19 protein-coding genes are annotated in these 17,586 nt (G+C 50.2%); 16 read left to right on the forward strand and 3 right to left on the reverse strand.

From position 1 onward, the window contains the following. The first annotated feature begins 30 nt into the window (after window positions 1-30). Window positions 31-1,911, forward strand: a complete 1,881-nt coding sequence (locus ACTVDO_RS02710; RefSeq protein ID WP_420480336.1) for a SpoIIE family protein phosphatase — start codon at window positions 31-33, stop codon at window positions 1,909-1,911. A gap of 36 nt (window positions 1,912-1,947) precedes the next feature. On the opposite strand, the gene ACTVDO_RS02715 is transcribed toward ACTVDO_RS02710, so the two are convergent. From ACTVDO_RS02715 to ACTVDO_RS02725, 3 genes are read right to left on the reverse strand one after another with little or no spacing between them, the layout of a single operon-like run. Next, window positions 1,948-2,721, reverse strand: coding sequence for a sigma-70 family RNA polymerase sigma factor (locus tag ACTVDO_RS02715; RefSeq protein WP_020961586.1), 774 nt, complete (start codon window positions 2,719-2,721; stop codon window positions 1,948-1,950). Beyond that, entirely contained in the window at window positions 2,681-3,169 is a 489-nt protein-coding gene (rsbW, locus tag ACTVDO_RS02720) for an anti-sigma B factor RsbW (protein WP_020961585.1), read from the reverse strand. The genes ACTVDO_RS02715 and rsbW overlap by 41 nt, the downstream gene beginning before the upstream one ends. Further along, window positions 3,166-3,516: an STAS domain-containing protein gene (locus ACTVDO_RS02725; protein ID WP_020961584.1), complete on the reverse strand. Its 351-nt coding sequence runs from the start codon at window positions 3,514-3,516 to the stop codon at window positions 3,166-3,168. The genes rsbW and ACTVDO_RS02725 overlap by 4 nt, the downstream gene beginning before the upstream one ends. A 146-nt stretch (window positions 3,517-3,662) precedes the next feature. Here ACTVDO_RS02725 and ACTVDO_RS02730 point away from each other — a divergent pair, with 146 nt between their 5' ends. The 15 genes from ACTVDO_RS02730 to ACTVDO_RS02800 all read left to right on the forward strand — a co-directional run bounded on the left by ACTVDO_RS02730 (window position 3,663) and on the right by ACTVDO_RS02800 (window position 17,460). After that, complete coding sequence (locus tag ACTVDO_RS02730; RefSeq protein WP_041267807.1) at window positions 3,663-4,058, forward strand: YkvA family protein; 396 nt, start codon at window positions 3,663-3,665, stop codon at window positions 4,056-4,058. 33 nt (window positions 4,059-4,091) lie between these two features. Further along, window positions 4,092-4,781, forward strand: coding sequence for a uracil-DNA glycosylase (locus ACTVDO_RS02735; protein WP_020961582.1), 690 nt, complete (start codon window positions 4,092-4,094; stop codon window positions 4,779-4,781). A gap of 17 nt (window positions 4,782-4,798) precedes the next feature. After that, a complete protein-coding gene (locus ACTVDO_RS02740) occupies window positions 4,799-5,098 on the forward strand; it encodes a YwdI family protein (RefSeq protein ID WP_020961581.1) in 300 nt (99 codons plus the stop codon). Window positions 5,099-5,564: 466 nt separating this feature from the next. Further along, window positions 5,565-6,074 carry a GlcG/HbpS family heme-binding protein gene (locus ACTVDO_RS02745; RefSeq protein WP_020961580.1) on the forward strand — a complete coding sequence of 170 codons (510 nt, stop codon included), beginning with the start codon at window positions 5,565-5,567 and terminating at the stop codon, window positions 6,072-6,074. After that, the gene (locus ACTVDO_RS02750) at window positions 6,046-6,393 is read left to right on the forward strand and encodes a 2Fe-2S iron-sulfur cluster-binding protein (RefSeq protein WP_200865272.1); all 348 of its coding nucleotides are present in this window, start codon (window positions 6,046-6,048) and stop codon (window positions 6,391-6,393) included. The genes ACTVDO_RS02745 and ACTVDO_RS02750 overlap by 29 nt, the downstream gene beginning before the upstream one ends. A gap of 22 nt (window positions 6,394-6,415) precedes the next feature. After that, window positions 6,416-7,342 carry a catechol 2,3-dioxygenase gene (locus ACTVDO_RS02755; RefSeq protein ID WP_020961579.1) on the forward strand — a complete coding sequence of 309 codons (927 nt, stop codon included), beginning with the start codon at window positions 6,416-6,418 and terminating at the stop codon, window positions 7,340-7,342. A gap of 214 nt (window positions 7,343-7,556) precedes the next feature. Further along, on the forward strand, window positions 7,557-9,131 hold the full coding sequence (locus ACTVDO_RS02760; RefSeq protein WP_020961578.1) for a 4-hydroxyphenylacetate 3-hydroxylase N-terminal domain-containing protein: 1,575 nt from the start codon (window positions 7,557-7,559) through the stop codon (window positions 9,129-9,131). A 124-nt stretch (window positions 9,132-9,255) separates the two neighbouring features. Beyond that, window positions 9,256-9,789, forward strand: a complete 534-nt coding sequence (locus ACTVDO_RS02765; protein ID WP_020961577.1) for an FAD synthetase family protein — start codon at window positions 9,256-9,258, stop codon at window positions 9,787-9,789. A 536-nt stretch (window positions 9,790-10,325) separates the two neighbouring features. Continuing rightward, window positions 10,326-10,991, forward strand: coding sequence for a GntR family transcriptional regulator (locus tag ACTVDO_RS02770; protein ID WP_020961575.1), 666 nt, complete (start codon window positions 10,326-10,328; stop codon window positions 10,989-10,991). A 214-nt stretch (window positions 10,992-11,205) separates the two neighbouring features. After that, window positions 11,206-12,081, forward strand: a complete 876-nt coding sequence (locus tag ACTVDO_RS02775; RefSeq protein WP_442900985.1) for an alpha/beta fold hydrolase — start codon at window positions 11,206-11,208, stop codon at window positions 12,079-12,081. A gap of 137 nt (window positions 12,082-12,218) precedes the next feature. Continuing rightward, window positions 12,219-13,658 carry an aldehyde dehydrogenase gene (locus tag ACTVDO_RS02780; protein WP_020961573.1) on the forward strand — a complete coding sequence of 480 codons (1,440 nt, stop codon included), beginning with the start codon at window positions 12,219-12,221 and terminating at the stop codon, window positions 13,656-13,658. A 16-nt stretch (window positions 13,659-13,674) separates the two neighbouring features. Continuing rightward, window positions 13,675-14,574, forward strand: coding sequence for an acetaldehyde dehydrogenase (acetylating) (locus ACTVDO_RS02785; protein ID WP_020961572.1), 900 nt, complete (start codon window positions 13,675-13,677; stop codon window positions 14,572-14,574). Between the two features lie 15 nt (window positions 14,575-14,589). Further along, complete coding sequence (gene dmpG, locus ACTVDO_RS02790) at window positions 14,590-15,624, forward strand: 4-hydroxy-2-oxovalerate aldolase (RefSeq protein WP_023817795.1); 1,035 nt, start codon at window positions 14,590-14,592, stop codon at window positions 15,622-15,624. Between the two features lie 33 nt (window positions 15,625-15,657). Further along, the gene (locus ACTVDO_RS02795; RefSeq protein ID WP_020961570.1) at window positions 15,658-16,431 is read left to right on the forward strand and encodes a 2-keto-4-pentenoate hydratase; all 774 of its coding nucleotides are present in this window, start codon (window positions 15,658-15,660) and stop codon (window positions 16,429-16,431) included. A gap of 249 nt (window positions 16,432-16,680) precedes the next feature. Next, window positions 16,681-17,460 carry a 2-keto-4-pentenoate hydratase gene (locus ACTVDO_RS02800; protein ID WP_020961569.1) on the forward strand — a complete coding sequence of 260 codons (780 nt, stop codon included), beginning with the start codon at window positions 16,681-16,683 and terminating at the stop codon, window positions 17,458-17,460. Window positions 17,461-17,586 lie beyond the last annotated feature (126 nt).

Consider the following 17,586-nt stretch of genomic DNA (forward strand, 5'->3'; position numbering starts at 1 on the left):
TTTGTGGACGAACATGAACAAAATCGACTAATGCGCCTGCACGGCACAGCGGCAGCGTTGGCTGCCATGCTGTTTGGCTTGCTTTTATTCGCTGCAGGGCGACTCTCTTTTTCACCCGGTTTCTATCATTCTACTCATCTTGCTTTAGGGCTCGCTGCGGTTGTCGTCTGTTGGCTTGTCGCCGTGCAAGGATGGGCCGTGTTCCCCCATACGCTTTCGATGGAGCGGCTTGTGATGGGGGCACTGTTTTTCTCCTCAGGGGCGCTGTTTTCGTTTCATTTCCTTCTCTCATTCGCGGACGCCGGCGAGGTTTCATTGTTTTCGCTCGCCGCCCGCTTTACGATCGCTTGGGGGCTGCTCTTTTTATTTTCGCGTCTGGACGAGGTGATGGAGCGGCGCAGCGGCCAACGCTGGCAGGCGTTTTTAGCGGCCTTTGCTTATACAGTAGCGGTCGGTTTATTCATCCATTTTGCGGCGCCGCTTTGGTTGGAAAATGGGATGAGCCGCTGGCCGCTTTGGTGGCAGGTAGGAGAAGGGGCAATCGGTTTGCTTGATGCGGCAGCGGGTGCGCTTGTATGGCGCCGCTATCGGCACGGGGGATCCCCCTCACTGTTATACTGGTTGATGGCTTTGCTGCTGTTTGCCTTTGGCCAAGTGTTGCTTATGTTCGGTAATGGGCATGTGCTGTGGGGGCAGCTGTACGAAGTGGCCGGCTTTTTGTATGTCGTACGCGCTATGTATGTGGAAACGATCGAAAAACCGTATGTGGAGCTGAAGCAGCACGAACAGCAGCTGGAAATGATGGCGAACGCCCTTGGTGAAGGGTTAATGATGTTAGACCGGGACGGGCAAATCGTTTGGATGAACCCGGAAGCAGGCCGGCTGATCGGGGTCGTCCCCGAAGAAGCGAAAGGAAAGCCGTTATTTTCCTTTGTTTCGCTCGCTGGGCCAAACGGGGATACATGGGATTGGAAGCAGCTGCGCCGCGTCGTTAAACGGCTCAAAAGCGGTGAAGTCATCCGCGTCGAGGAAGAACCGTTCCGCCGTCATGACGGCGTGTGCCTGCCGGTCGGCTACACGTTGGCGCCTGTGATAGAAAATGGTGCGCTGACGGGGCTTGTCGCTGTGTTGCGTGACATGACGGAGAAAAAAGAGAAGGAGCGGCTCGAACGCGAGCGTGAACAGCTTGATTTTGAACTGTCGCTCGCAGCGAATATGCAGCGGACGCTCTTGCAGACGTCTTCGGAAGCGAACTTGCCGTCCTATGTTGACATCGGCGTCCTCAGCGTTCCCGCCCGGGTATTAAGCGGCGATTTTTATCATTTTTCCGTCCACCAAACATCAGTGTCTGTCGGCATTGCCGATGTGTCGGGAAAAGGCGTTCCCGCCGCCATGCTCATGACATTGATGAAGTTTATTTTAGACCGGACCGTTCATTACGGGACGCAGCCGCATGTGTACCTTGATTTGTTGAACCGGTTCGCCTATGACTATACGGAACCGTCGATGTTTGTGACGATGTTTGTCGGCAATTATAATGAAAAAACACACACGTTTTCGTACGCGTGCGCCGGGCATGAGCCGGCGCTTCTATACCGGGCGAAAACGAAACAATACGTGCCGCTTCACGCAAAAGGATGTGCGCTCGGCTTGTTTCCGCAATTTTCGTTTGAAACCAAATCGGTTGTGCTCGAACCGGGCGACTTTGTGTTGTTGCACACGGACGGAGTGACCGAAAAGCGCGGAGAGGAAGAGGCCGATGGCTTTTCTGTCCTCACCTCTATGGTCGCCCAAGTCAATTTGAACCAGCCGGCCGGGCAGATTGTCCGTGATTTGTACGAGCAAGTCAAGGCGTACCACCAATACGAACAAAAAGACGATCAGACGTTATTGTTGTTGCGCCGCCGCTGATGCCGATCCAGTCGGCAACGGCGGCGTGTTTGGCTGTTACGACGGGTAGGCAGTGGCCAACTGCCGCTTCAGCTTTTCAATGGCGCGTTTTTGAATGCGGCTGATTGTCATCTGGGAGACGCCGAGCCGTTCGGCGAGCGAACGCTGCGTTTCTCCGCGGTGGAACACCGCGTCAATGACAATCCGTTCTTGTTCGTTCAGCTTGCCGATGGCTTCCTCCAAATCAAGCCGCTCAATCAATGTTTCGAACTCGTTCGTGTCGTCGGCAAGAAATTCGCCGATGGTCGTCGCATCTTTTTCTCCGTCTTGCACCGGGGCATCGAGTGAAATCGCCTGATAATGGTCGCGGCCGGCTAAAATTTCTATCGTTTCCTCGACCGATAAACCTAAATGGTTGGCGATCTCCTCGATGTTTGGTGACCGCTCGAGCGTGACGGTCAGCTCATCGATGGCTTTTTGCACTTTGCTTCCTTTTTCCTTTACTCTGCGCGGCACTTGGATATACCACGCCTTGTCGCGCAAATAGTTTTTCATATAGCCGATCAAGCTTTTCATCGCGTACGATTCAAAGCTTGTTCCTTGGTTCGGGTCGTAATGATCAAGAAGGCGCAAAAACGATAACCGTCCGACTTGAAATAAGTCTTCGTAAAAATCGGGGCGGCTGCGCGCCATCTTTTTTGCCGCGGCTGCAATGAGCGGCTCGAAGCGAACGAGCAGCGCTGTCGCTGCCTCTTCCGTCTTTGTCCGTTGATAAGCGGAAATGAGGGCGTCAAGCTTGCTCTTGGACAGAGGAGGAGGATATACATTCATGGGCATGCTCTCCTTCGCCATGATGGCGGAATTTCGTCAGGCGGACTTCGGTCCCGTCCGTTGTGTTGACACTCACGTCATCCATGAGTGCTTCCATTAAAAAGAGACCAAGACCGCCGACTTTGACGTCTTCAAGCGGCATAACGGACAGTGGGACCGCTCGTTTCGCCGCCTGTTTGTAATCAAATCCTTTGCCTTCATCTTTAATAACGATCGTCAGGGCATCGTCGCCCATTTCAAAACGGAGATGAATCATTCCGCTTTTTCCGTTGTACGCATGCAAAACGGCGTTATTGCAGGCTTCCGAAACAGCGACTTTCATATCCTCAATCTCTTCATACGAAAACCCCATCTTAGCGGCTAGTCCGTATAACGTCAAACGCGCGATATCGATGAACTGTGCATCGGCCGGAATCGATAGCTGTACGACGGTTTCGTGCTCTTTCATGATTGGCCTCCGATCCTTTCTGTCGTAGCGTTCGTTTCGGAAAAAAAGTAGGATACCCCAGTCAAATCAAACAAGCGCTGCACCTTCGGCGGCACGTTTTCAATGGCAAACGGCGCCCCTTGCTTTTTTCTCGTTTTCAACAGCGCGACAAACATGCCGATGCCGGTGCTATCAATGTACGTCAATTCCTCTAAGCGGATGACAAGCAGTTTCGCCGCATCGTCGGCGAGCGGTTCGACAGCGCGTCGGAACTGTTCGGCTGCCGCTAAATCAAGCTCTCCTTTTATGTATATAACATGTCGATCCGGCTGTTCGTCGTGAACAAGGTGGAATCGTTTCCTGTCCATTCTCTTCACCTCAGTGTGCGTAATGGATATTCTGCTGATGCGTTCTTGCCAACAGCCTCGCTTGTCCGGCTTTGGGCGTTTACATTTTATCTACCCATATTTTATACTTGTTGAAACAGGGAGATGTCGAATGAAAAGGAGAAATGATGATGGAAAAGTGGAAACGATGGGCCGGGAGGTTGAAAAAGGAAATTTTTGTCCTCTATTCCGCTTGCCGCGACCGGCGCGTTTCCGTTTGGCTGCGTCTGTTTATGCTTTGTGTCGCTGCTTATGCGTTCAGTCCGGTCGATTTCATCCCGGACTTCATTCCTATCCTAGGGTATATCGATGATCTCGTGCTTGTGCCGCTTGGGATTTATTTGGCATTGAAATGGCTGCCTCACGATGTGGCGGCTGAACATCGCGTGCGGGCTGAGAAATTGATCCAAAACGGAAAACCAACGAACTGGACCGCCGGTGCGTTGATCATCTTGTTATATGTATGGCTTGCGGTTTGGTTGCTGCGTTGGTTTCTTTCTCGGCTTGGATTTGGTACATTATAAAAGGAAAAAGTCAGTGCCAAAGGAGTGGCTGTGATGCCGATTTTACAAAACGACTGGGCTCCGCTGCTTGACGAGGAGTTTCAAAAGCCGTACTACGTAAAGCTGCGTGGGTTTTTAAAGGAAGAATACCGGACGCGGACGATTTATCCCGATATGCACGATATTTTCAACGCCCTTCACTATACACCGTACGCGAACGTCAAAGTTGTGTTGCTCGGGCAAGATCCGTATCACGGCCCGGGGCAGGCGCACGGGCTTAGTTTTTCCGTCAAGCCGGGCGTGCCGGTGCCGCCGTCGTTAGTGAATATTTTTAAAGAGCTGCATGACGATCTTGGCTGCTACATACCGGATAACGGCTATCTTGTCAAATGGGCCGAGCAGGGCGTGTTATTGTTAAACACGGTGCTGACGGTCCGCCGTGGGCAGGCGAACTCCCACCGCGGCAAAGGGTGGGAATATTTCACCGACCGCGTCATTGAGCTCGTCAATGAAAAGGACGATCCCGTCGTCTTTTTGCTTTGGGGCCGGAACGCACAGGAGAAAAAAGAACGGATTACAAATCCGCGCCATCTCATTATTGAAGCGCCGCACCCGAGCCCGTTTTCCGCCGCGCGCGGCTTTTTCGGCCACCGCCCGTTTTCGCGGACGAACACCTTTTTAACCGAGCACGGGCGCGAACCGATTGACTGGCAAATTGAGAACATCGGCGCCCGCGCCGAATGAAGAAGGGGGGAAAAGTCGTGACAATCCCTTTTGCAGCGGTTGTTGCCAAAATCGAAGACGAATTGCGCAAGGCGAAGGCGGCCGATGACCCGCAGCGAATGCGGGAACATGTCGCCGCTGTCCGCGCCTTATGCGACTTAATGCTCGAACCAACCGCCCAGCTGCAACTGTCCGCTCCAGCCGCCCCCGCAGGGCCGCTTGTCATTAGCGGACCGATTTCAGTCGGGAGCGGGCTGTCGCTTGGCGGCGTTTCCGCCACGGGACGCTCCCCCGACATTGACGATGAGGCGAACGGGGAGTCGTTGCTGGATTTTTGAGGATAAGACGCAGAAAGCCCGCGGAATAACCGACTATCTCCGCGGGTTTGTCTGTGAATGGGCACCCCCTTCTTCCCATTCCGCAGTCCAATTTCATAATTGATTATATTATTTTGTGTTTTTTAAAAATTCAGTATTGAAATTTGATATTATATTTGATATTATAACCACGAAGATTGAAAATTTAAAAAAAGGTGGTGATGTTCGAGCAGCGCCGATATCTCCTTCCCACAGCAAGTGTGTACGTCGTTTTTATCCGTTTACGTTTTTTGGCGACTGCAATTATACGTAGGTAGTTTATGAAAGCGCTTAAATGTTGTCTGGGAGCGTTCGTGTCGTATCAGCTTGTATGAGTCAGGTGGTCACGATCGTAAATATCGGCGCAACTAGAAAAAGAAGGCCGCTTATTGGGAGAATGGAAAGGTGTTGTGAACCGAACACGATATGATGAGGTTGAGGGAGAAGGATGAAAAACTATCAAATGATCAAAAGTATTACCCTTGAACTAGCGGAAGCCATGTTAGCCCGTGCTGAAGAAAAGGCTAAGGAACTGGGCGTGGCCGTCAATATGGCCATTGCTGATCAGAGCGGGCATTTAAAGGCTTTTCGCAGGATGGATGGTGCTCCGCTACTATCTATCGGAATTTCCCAGCGCAAGGCGTATAGCGCGGCTGCCTTTGGAATGGCGACGGGGGAATGGCTTGATGTGATCCAACATAATCCACGTCTGTTGCACGGGATCCCCCATACCCCTGATCTCGTTATTTTTGGGGGAGGATTTCCGATCGAGGTAGACGGCGAAGTGATTGGCGCCATTGGCATCAGCGGCGGCACGGAAGAAGAGGATGAGGAAATTGGCCGGGCGGCGCTAAACATACTTCGCACAAAAGAAACGAACGGTTCAGAGGGTGAACGGGTTTCAGCATGCCAAAAAGGTTGTGATGCATGTGAACAAACAATACACCATTCGTATTGAGCCTTATGGAAAGGAGGTCACGGGAAGCGAAGACGAAACGATTTTGGAAACATTGAGAACGCATTTCTATGGCAGGGACGGTCAGCCTTCATTTCAAGGATGCCGAAGGGGAGGCTGTGCCTTTTGTAAAGTAAAACTGCTCGATGGTGAGGTGCATCACCGTGACATTTATTCCCGTGCTGCTCTCACGAGTGAAGAACGGGAAAAGCATTTTATTCTTACTTGCCAATCACGGCCGCTTTCGGATCTAACCATCTATTTACGGAAGCAAGAAACGCGGATCACGCATTTATTTAGACTGAAAGATGAAGCGATTTAATGAAACAGAAGGAGGTTTCGTTATGGGAGAAGGAATTATGCGTTTAGGCTTTGTTTCTGTGAATGTGACAGACATCGAAGAGGCAAGGAAGCATTATGTAGAAGTCATGGGGTTGCAAATGACGGACCGTACTGAAAACGAAATTTATCTAAAAGGATGGGACGAGTACGATCATCATTCCATCGTCTTGCGCCAATCGGATCGTGCCGGCCTCGAAAAAATGGCGTTTAAAGTGCACACATACGAAGATATGGAGCGGCTAGAAATCCAGCTGCAACGGTATGGCGCATCAGTTAGACGCATTTCGAAAGGTGAAAACTACAAAGTTGGTGAAGGGCTGCGTTTCCGCCTTCCTTCCGGGCATACGATGGAACTTTTTGTTGACATGGAGTATAAAGGAAAGGCGGTTCCGCAAGTCAACCCCGCGCCATGGCCGGAAGGGCTGATCGGCGTCGGTGTCCCACGGATCGACCACCTTTTGATTACGGCGGAACGCCCTCATGAAACTGTTGACTTTTTGATGAAGGCGCTTAACTTTTATATGAGTGAAAAAGTTGTGGAAAACGAACAGTCGGAAACGCCGATCGCTGCATGGTTATTCAGAAGCAATACTCCTCACGATATTGCCATCATCCCAGGGAAAGACGAACGACTCCACCATTTTGCTTTTTGGCTCGATGAGTTTAATGATTTACGGAAAGCGGGAGATGTGTTCTCCAAACATGATGTACCGATTGATGTAGGACCTGAACGCCACGGCATTACGCGCGGACAGACGATCTATTACTTTGACCCGTCAGGAAACCGAAATGAAGTCTTTACAGGAGGTTATATTGCTTATCCTGATATGCCGGTCGTGAAGTGGACGGTCGACCAGCTTGCCCGAGGTATTTTCTACTTTAACCATCGCCAAGAGTGGATTGAGGGTTTCACAGGCGTAACGACTTGATCAAAGAGCAATCATTCCCTTTCAAACTTCGCACCATTCATTCCAACGATCATCCCCTGATACGGAGCTCTACTCGCACAACATGAATAGAATAGTTTCTCTGTTCAAACCCGCTCTTCACCGAAGGTTGTGCTTGACAGGCCATCTAAACGCCGCTACATCGTCAAGTGCACGTGTAGGTGAAGAGCTGCAAAAAACGAAAGGTGGGATTTGGATGGCAATCGAACAAAAAAAGGCTGTTCGCCCCTTTACGGGGGAGGAGTATTTAGAGAGCCTGCGCGATGGGCGTGAAGTTTATGTGTATGGGGAACGAATCAAAGATGTGACGACACACCCCGCTTATCGGAATGCGACGCGGATGTTTGCCCGCTGGTATGATCGCCTTCATCAGCTGCATGCGGAAGATCAGGAGAAAGGCGGACCGGAAAACTGGAAGTGGACAGTGCCGACCGATACGGGAAGCGGGGGATGGACGCATCCATATTTTGTCGCTGCGAAAAGCGCCGAAGATTTAATCAAGGGCCGCGACACGATCGCAGAACTTCAGCGTGTCGTGTACGGTTGGCTTGGACGATCGCCCGATTATAAAGCAGCTTTTATCGGGACGTTAGGGGCAAACAGTGATTTTTACGCCCCTTATCAAGAAAACGCGAAGCAGTGGTATAAAAAGACGCAAGAGCAGCTATTGTTTTGGAACCATGCTCTTGTAAACCCCCCAATTGATCGGAATAAAGCGATTGAAGAAGCGAAAGATGTGTTTATGCATGTTGTGAAAGAAACCGATGCGGGGCTGGTTGTGTCCGGTGCGAAAGTTGTGGCGACGGGAAGCGCGTTGACGCATATGAATTTCGTAAGCCATTATGGACCGGTTCCAGTGAAAGATAAAAAATTTGCGCTGACGTTCACCGTGCCGATGAACGCACCGGGGGTAAAATTGATCAGCCGGGCGTCCTATGAGTTTGTGGCGGCGGCAACAGGAAGTCCGTTCGATTATCCGTTGTCGAGCCGATTGGACGAGAACGACGCGATTTTAGTTTTCGACAATGTCCTTGTCCCATGGGAGAACATCTTTATCTATGGCGATATTGAGAAGGTCAATGCGTTCTTTCCGCTTTCCGGGTTTATCAATCGCTATACCCTCCATGGCCTGACAAGGTTGGCGGTGAAACTGGACTTTATTGCCGGACTCGTACTTAAGGCGACTGAAGCGACAGGGGTCAAAGATTTCCGTGGCGTTCAAGCCCGGGTAGGCGAAATATTGGCTTGGCGTCACCTATTCTGGTCGCTGTCGGAAGCTCAAGTGCGGAATCCTGAACCTTGGACCGGGGATTATGTGCTGCCGAACCTTGCCGCCGGCTTGGCGTATCGGGTGTTTGCGACGGAGGCTTATCCAAAAATTAAAGATTTAATTGAGAAAGATTTGGCTAGTTCACTGATTTATCTCCCGTCACATGCGGCGGACTTCCTGAGTCCGGAGATTCGTCCTTACCTTGAAAAGTATGTGCGCGGATCAAACGGATACGATGCAGAAAGCCGCGTCAAATTATTAAAGCTCCTTTGGGATGCGATCGGATCGGAATTCGGCGGCCGGCATGAACTATATGAGCGCAACTACGGCGGCAACCATGAGAATATTCGGCTTGAGGTTCTTTTGTTGGCGCTGAACAACGGCGATGCCAAACGGTTTACAGAGTTCGCTGAACAGTGTATGGCGGAGTACGATCTGAACGGGTGGACTGTTCCGGATCTTGTGAATCCGGACGATGTAAGCCTCATTCGCAAGAAATAAATCGCATTAGTTTGTCGGATGGGTATGAGCCAGATTCGGGTCTTGTCCATGCGGATCTGGCTCATACGGTCCTATAGTTTGTGCCAATTTCGCAACGTCTTTCAAACTGGGGAAAGAGGATGTGATGACTGTGCGTTTGTACCGTCCCCATGAGTTGTCTCTTTCTTCATCCGTAGTGACGGTAGGCGCATTTGATGGTGTTCATTTAGGACATCAAGCGCTGATTAGGAAAGTGGTTGAACGGGCAGCCATGTTTCGTGTTCCGGCTGTCGTCTACACGTTTGATCCTCCGCCCCGATGCTACTTAAAAAACATGCCGATGATCACGCCGATCGATGAGAAGCTAAAGCGTTTAGAAAAGCTCGGAGTCGATGAGGTGATCGTTGCCCGTTTTAACGAACATTATATAACGCGTAGTGCCGCGTCATTTATGGAAGAACTGCGCATACTCCATCCCGTAGAAATATGGGTGGGCCGCGACTTTCGGTTTGGCCGCAATCGGGAAGGGAGTATCGATGAGCTGGCCGCCGTTTTTCATGTTCGGTCAATCGATCCGATTCGCTGTGACTCCGGCGAAGTGATTTCATCCACAAGAATTCGGTCACTCATTACGACAGGCCGTTGGAAAGAAGCGGAGAAGCTATTAGGCATCATATAAGTTGTCATCGATTCACTACAAAGGCAGTTTAGACGTATGCAAACAGTTCTATGAAAACTCCATACGAATCACCCCATCGAGTCTCACGAGGCATGCCGAGAGCCGAAGGGAGGGGGAGCAAATGGCATCTGCACGGCATCGGGAGTTGGCACAACGTCTATGGCGGGCGCGTGAAAGCTCATTCCTCCGCTCACGGCCGAGTAGCCTGAAATGACAGTGAATGACGCGTATACGATTCAAGACGAGCTCATTCAATTTGTTGACAGCCGGTTCAGTCATGATAACGGGAGGAATGACAGAACCTTTATTTTTAACGCCGGGAAGCCGGATGGAGGGCTGCTTTCGTTCGTCCGGAACGGTTGCCGTTCATCGTTGATTCCCAACGAGAAAAGTATTCCTCGGGCTTAGGCGGATGGTTCGTAATTTTTTAAAAATAGCGTTAGCGGTGGTGAGGCGAAAAATGATAAAATATCTAATAAAAATAATAGTAAAGAGGATGCCTGATGGCCCTAGTTAATATATAGGAGGTTATTTTGATGGCGCGAATGCCGTTAACTCGTTCGGAATGGGTATACGAGCAATTAAAGGAGGCGATTTTGAGCGGAAAGTTAGCGCCCGGTGAACGTCTTGTCGTCGATCATCTTGCCCGCGAGTTGGGCACGAGCTCAATACCGGTGCGGGAGACTCTCCGCAGGCTGGAAGCAGAGGGATGGGTCGAGAGAACGCCGTTTGTCGGTGCAAGGGTGGCGCCGGTGCGACTCGAGGAGATGGAGGAACTTTTTACAATCCGGCTGGCGTTAGAACCGATTTTAGCTCGCACGGCGGTAAAAGGGGTGGATGAGAACGCCATTGCCCAACTTGAACAGCTTGTCAAACAAATGGATGAATGCGCTGAACAAAACGACACCGCCCAGTATTCCCAATTAAATTATGAGTTTCATCAATTGCTTTACAGTTTTTCATCATGGAAAGAATTGTACCGCATTGTCAATACGGTATGGGAAAAATCAGCGCGGTCGCGTTGGATTTTTGTCCAAACACCGGCAAGCATGGTTGAATCCCAAAAAGAACATTGGATGATGATCGAAGCATTGAAAGAGCAAAATGAAGAAGAGATGGAAAGATGGATGTACATTCAAAAGAAACGGGCGTTTCATGACTATCTCTCCATAATCAAAAAATCGTCGGAAAAACGGGGATAGGCGGTTGTCGTCTAACAGACAGCTGATTAGGGTGGAAAGTCGGGTTAAGAAAAGAAAGGTTTCGTATGTCAAAAATCTGCTAGCCGCCCTTTTCACGCTATTTTCCGGCAGATGGTTCTCGTTTTATCATCCTTCTAAGCGGGCCATCCGTTGACGGAAAATACCGGTTTTCTTTGACTTTCCACGCCTATAGTTTTCAAGAGGGAAACTATCAATGATGGAGGAGACGGATATGGAAAATATGAATGATATTTACATCCAAACAGGAGCGTACCAAACGCATTTGCATGAAGCTGGTCCGAAAGGAAAAGAGACTATTCTTTTCATTCACGGTTCCGGACCTGGAGCAACGGCGTTTTCCAATTGGCAACATGCGCTTCCGTTTTTTAGCGAGCATGGTTTTTATAGCATCGCTCCCGATTTGATCGGTTTTGGAAAAAGTGAGAAGCCTGATTCTCCTCCACAAGGGACACGGGCTTGGTTGAAAATATGGATTGAACAATTGAAACAACTGTTGGATGCTTTACACATTGAGCGGACGCATGTGGTAGGAAATTCGTTAGGAGGAGCTGTTGCCCTTCATTTAGTGCTTCATATTCCTGAACGGATCAATCGCGTGACACTCATGGGTCCGGTCGGCGCGCCATTTCCAATTACGACAGAGTTAGATCGCATTTGGGGCTTTTACGAAGATGCTTCGAAAGAAACTATGATGCAAATCATTCGTTGGTTTGCCTATGACGATCAATTTTTGCGGGATCAATTAAGCGAGATTGCCGAAATGCGGTTAGCCTCAGCCCTTCAACCCGAAATTCGCCGTTCATATGAAGCTATGTTTCCGTCTCCGCGGCAACAACATGTCGATGATTTAGTCGTCCCAGCCGCATCCTTACGGCGAATCGAGCAGCCAGTTTTACTCATCCATGGACGCGAAGATCCAATTATTCCAGTTGAAACGAGCCATTACTTAGCACAACATTTGCCAAACATGAAACTAGCCATTTTTGGCCAATGCAGCCACTGGACACAAATTGAACTTCGCCATGCGTTTCACCAGCTCGTTCTCCAATTTTTCACCAATAAAATCTAATAGCCAGGAGATTTCGTGATCGTGGCCAACATCCCGGACGCTTGTCGTCCGCGAACAAATGTGGTATCATGTTTAGAAAATTCGATATAATATATTATATTTGATATTATATAAGATAACGAAAGGGGATCAAAAAAGTGGGGTTCACCTTCCATTGCCGTCACTTTATTAATGGCCAGTTCGTTGAGTCAGGGGAGCGGTTTACGAACATCAATCCCGCAACCGAAGAGGAGCTCGGTTGGGTTGCCGAGGGGGGGAGGGAAGAAATTGACCGTGCCGTACAAGCGGCCAAACGCGCGTTGAAAGGGGAATGGGGCAAATATTCCATTCATGACCGCATCGCTGTCATTCGACGGATTGGCGACCTCATTTTAGAGCGAAAAGAAGAGTTTGCTAGATTGGAATCTCTCGATACAGGGAAACCTTACTCGTTGTCCGCTCATCTCGACATTCCGCGGGCGGCGTACAACTTTCACTTTTTTGCCGATTATCTTCACTCTGTGGGGACGGAATCGTACCAGATGGATTCAGGCCAGTTTCATTATGCGATCCGCCGGCCGGTAGGCGTCGTCGGGCTAATCAACCCGTGGAATTTGCCGTTGCTTTTGCTTACTTGGAAAATGGCTCCAGCTCTCGCTATGGGGAACACGATCGTTGCGAAGCCGGCAGAGTTGACGCCGATGACAGCGACCCTGCTTGCGGAAGTGATGAAGGATGCCGGATTGCCGGATGGAGTCGTCAATATTGTTCACGGCTTCGGTCCTCATTCGGCAGGCCAGTTTTTGACAGAGCATCCGGATGTCAATGCCATTTCATTTACCGGGGAGACCCATACAGGAAAAACGATCATGGCTGCAGCGGCAAAGTCATTGAAACGTCTGTCATTTGAACTAGGGGGGAAAAACCCGAACATCATCTTTAGCGATGCGGATTTAGATGATGTGATCGAAACAACGATCAAATCTAGTTTTTCCAATCAAGGGGAAGTATGCTTAGCGGGATCGCGCATTTACGTACAACGTCCGATTTATAACCAATTTCTTGAACGGTTTGTGGAACGGACGAAGCAGCTTGTCGTCGGCGATCCGTTTGATTCGAAAACAGATGTAGGCGCCTTAATTAGCAAGGAGCATTTGGAACGTGTATCCGGCTATTTAGACATCGCCCGCAGCGAAGGGCGCATCCTAGTGGGAGGAAAGCGTCCGCAAGGCCTTGAAAAAGGCTATTACTTGGAGCCGACCATTATTGTGGATGTCGATGACCAATGCCGCGTAGTCAAAGAAGAAATCTTTGGTCCTGTGGCGTGCGTCCTTCCGTTCGACACAGAAGAAGAAGTCATCGCCCGGGCTAATGACAGCGACTATGGATTGAGTGCGACGATTTGGACGAGTGACCTAAAACGAGCGCATCGCGTCGCCCATCAGATCGAATCTGGGGTCGTTTGGGTCAATACATGGTTTTTGCGCGATTTACGCACCCCGTTTGGCGGGATGAAACATAGCGGCATCGGACGAGAAGGGGGAGCACATAGCATCGATTTTTATTCCGAACTGACCAACATTACAGTCAAACTTTAAGAAGGGGGAGAAACCGATGACAGCCGTCAAAAAGCTGAAAGCCGCCATTATCGGGTCTGGGAACATTGGTACTGATCTTATGTATAAACTTTTGCGCAGCCCGTGGGTCGAGCCTGTCTGGATGATTGGCATCGATCCTCAATCCGAAGGTTTGAAGCGGGCGAAAGAGAAGGGATTGGAGACGTTTGATCAAGGGTTAAAACAAGCGATCGACGCCGGCGTGCATCCGGACATTGTATTTGATTCCACGAGCGCGAAAGCTCATGTGCGCCATGCAAAAATATTGCAGACTCTCGGTATCCAGACGATCGACCTTACCCCTGCAGCGCGTGGGCCTTACGTTTGTGCGGCCGTGAATCTTCATGAGCATCTGGATACGTTGAATGTCAACATGATTACATGCGGCGGCCAGGCGACAGTGCCGATCACCTATGCCGTGCAACGGGTCACCCCGGTCGAGTATGCCGAAATTGTTGCCACCGTCTCAAGCAAAAGCGCCGGGCCCGGCACGCGGCAAAACATTGATGAATTTACGGTAACGACAGCGAAAGCTCACGAAGTGATCGGCGGAGCCAAAAAAGGAAAAGCGATCATCATTCTCAACCCGGCCGAACCGCCGATTATGATGCGCAACACGATTTACTGCCAAGTGGGAGATGTCGGCAAAGAAACGGAAGCGAACATCATCAAATCCATCCATGATATGGTGTCTTATATTCAAACGTACGTACCGGGTTACCGCCTCAATCGGGATATTCTTTTCCGCGACGGTATCGTCAACGTGTCGATTGAAGTAGAGGGGCTTGGCGATTTTCTTCCTGTGTACGCTGGAAATTTGGACATCATGACGACAGCAGCGGTGAAAGTGGCAGAAGAGATGGCTAAACATCGTCTCGCCGTAGTGAAAAACGAGTAGAAGAAGGAGGCGGATATGATGAAAAAGAAAAAAGTCAAAATCACGGATGTGACGCTGCGCGATGGGATGCACGCTGTCAAACACCAATTTTCCGTGGACGATGTCAAGGAAATTGCATCTAAACTTGATGCGTTAGGTGTCAGCCATATTGAAGTCACTCACGGGGACGGCTTGGGCGGATCGACGATTCAATACGGTTTTTCGAAAGAGACAGAAGAAGACTTGTTGCGGGCAGCGCGTGAGTCGATCAAACGTGCGAAACTGACCGCTCTTCTTCTCCCCGGCATCGGTACAGCCGAAGACATGGCCCGCGCGAAAGAAATCGGGGTTGAAACGATTCGGATCGCCACTCATTGCACAGAAGCGGATATTTCTGAACAACATATGGGGGAAGCGAAACGGTTGGGGTTGGAAGTTGTCGGGTTTTTAATGATGTCCCATATGGTTTCGGCAAGCACTCTTGTGGAAGAAGCGAAAAAGATGGAATCATATGGAGCTGATGTCGTTTATATCGTGGATTCTGCCGGTGCGATGCTTCCGGAAGAGGCAGGCGAAAAAGTCAGCGCTTTACGGCAAGCGTTGTCTCCCAACGTGGAAATCGGGTTTCACGCCCACCACAATCTCGGTCTTTCCATCGCCAACTCGTTTGCTGCGATCGACGCCGGGGCAGACCGCATCGACTGCAGCTTGGCTGGGCTTGGAGCAGGAGCCGGCAACACCCCTTTAGAAGTGTTCGCTGCGGCGGCTGATAAACGGGGCATTGATACCGGACTCGATATTTACAGTGCCATGGACGCCGCCGAAGACATTGTGAAACCGAAAATGATCCGCCCCGTGCAAATCGACCGGGTGAGTTTAACAATGGGATATGCGGGCGTTTATTCCAGCTTCCTTCTTCACGCTTTTCGCGCAGCAGAACAGTTTGGCGTTGATGCCCGCGATATTTTAATCGAGCTTGGCAAACGAAAAGTCGTCGGCGGCCAAGAGGATATGATTGTCGACGTCGCTTTGGAAATCAAAAAGAAAACAGCCAATGTCACGATGATGTGATATCGGCCAAATATTTTAAGGAGGAAGCAGCTCATGCCTTCATTGGAAGAGTTGGCTGAACGTCTTTTTCGAGCGGAAAAAACGCGGGAAGGGATCGATCCCCTCACAACGCACATCCCTTCCTTGACACCGGAGGAAGCATATCAAATTCAACTGATCAATATCCGTCGCAAAGTCGATCAAGGCGATCGGATCGTCGGGAAAAAAATTGGGCTCACATCAAAAGCGATGCAGCAGCTTCTCGGAGTGAATGAACCCGATTATGGGCATTTGCTTCATACGATGGAAATCAAAGCGGGAGACCGTGTGCCGTGGGAAAAGCTCCTGCAGCCGAAAGTGGAAGGAGAAATTGCGTTCATTCTCAAAAAAACATTGAAAGGCCCTGGGCTGACGCATCTTGACGTCATCAACGCCGTCGATCGGGTTGTGCCGGCGATCGAGATTGTCGATAGCCGCATTCGCGATTGGAACATCCGGCTTCCTGATACGATCGCGGATAACGCTTCTTCGGGCTTGTTTCTTCTTGGGAAAGAAGCGATTCCGCTTCAAGACATCGATGTTACGGAAATCGGAATGGCGCTATATGTGAACGATACATTGGTGAATACGGGGACAGGCGCGGCGGCGCTCGGGAATCCTCTATACAGCGTCGCTTGGCTTGCCAATTTTCTCGGCCGGTTTGATATTCCGCTTAAGGCTGGAGAAGTCGTCCTTTCCGGTGCTTTATCGGCAGCGGTCGATGTCCGGCCAGGCGATAAGGTGAACGTCGAATTTTCTGGTTGGGAAACGCTGTCGGTTCAATTTTAGCCCATTCCTAAAAACAGTCTCCTCTTTTGGAAGATGCACGGGCGCCATAAAAAGGACGAACCGGGCTTCGAACCGCGGGGTGGACAACGAATCCGCTCGATTCACTTTCCACGATGAGACGGATCGTCCGAGAAGCCCCCGTTTCGAAGCGTTGGCATAGACAGAGGAAGCATGTCACATTGAACGGCCGCTTAGTAATGCCGCTGCTTCATGGCTGGAACAGACAGACGAAACGGGAGGGGAACATTGTTGGAAAACGGAAAATGGGACGGAATTGTGAGGATCTTAGAGGAAGCGGAAAAGCAGCGCAAGGCGATCCCTTGTCTCAGTTTATCCCATCGCTTTGACATAGAGGAAGCCTATGCGATTCAAGAGGCATGGATAGCCCATAAACAAAAGGAAGGGGATCGTGCAGTCGGATATAAAATGGGGCTGACGAGCCCGGCTAAGATGAAACAAATGAACGTGTCGGAACCAGTATATGGAACATTGCTGGCCAGCATGTTAGTAGAAAATGGGGAACGTCTTTCCTACAATTCATTTATTCATCCGCGTGTTGAAGCAGAAGTGGCGTTTTTGCTAGGCAGAGACTTGAGCGGAGAGAATGTGACAGAGAAAGAAGTGTTAGAGGCGACAGACCATCTCATGGCGTCTATTGAAATTATTGATAGCCGCTATGAAAACTTTCGTTTTACGTTGGCGGATGTCGTTGCGGACAATGCTTCTTCAGCAAAATTTGTTCTTGGTCATCGCCTTGTTGGCGCAAAAAAGGAAGAAGTCGCAACTTTCGGAATGACGCTGCGCATTAATGGGGAAGTGAAAGCCACCGGGACCCCTGCCAATGTGTTAGGCCATCCTGCCCGTTCTGTCGCAATGCTGGCAAAAATGCTGGCCCGCAAAGGGGAGCGGCTAAAAGCGGGAGATTTAGTGCTTACCGGCGGAATTACAGAAGCGATCGCTGTTCAACCTGGGGATGTCGTGCAAGCCAGTTTTGCCCATTTGGGCGATGTGCAAGTTGTGTTTGAGTGAGGAACGCCGAATAGAAGAACAAGTGAAACACGACGGTTTCTTGTAGATCAACGGTTGTTGAGCGTGATGGAAAGGAAGGTTCACAACGTTTCCCCCATCGGGGAATGCGTCCCTTCATCGACACGC

This window comes from Geobacillus sp. BK01, from assembly GCF_052220245.1.
In the GTDB taxonomy this organism is placed as follows: domain Bacteria; phylum Bacillota; class Bacilli; order Bacillales; family Anoxybacillaceae; genus Geobacillus.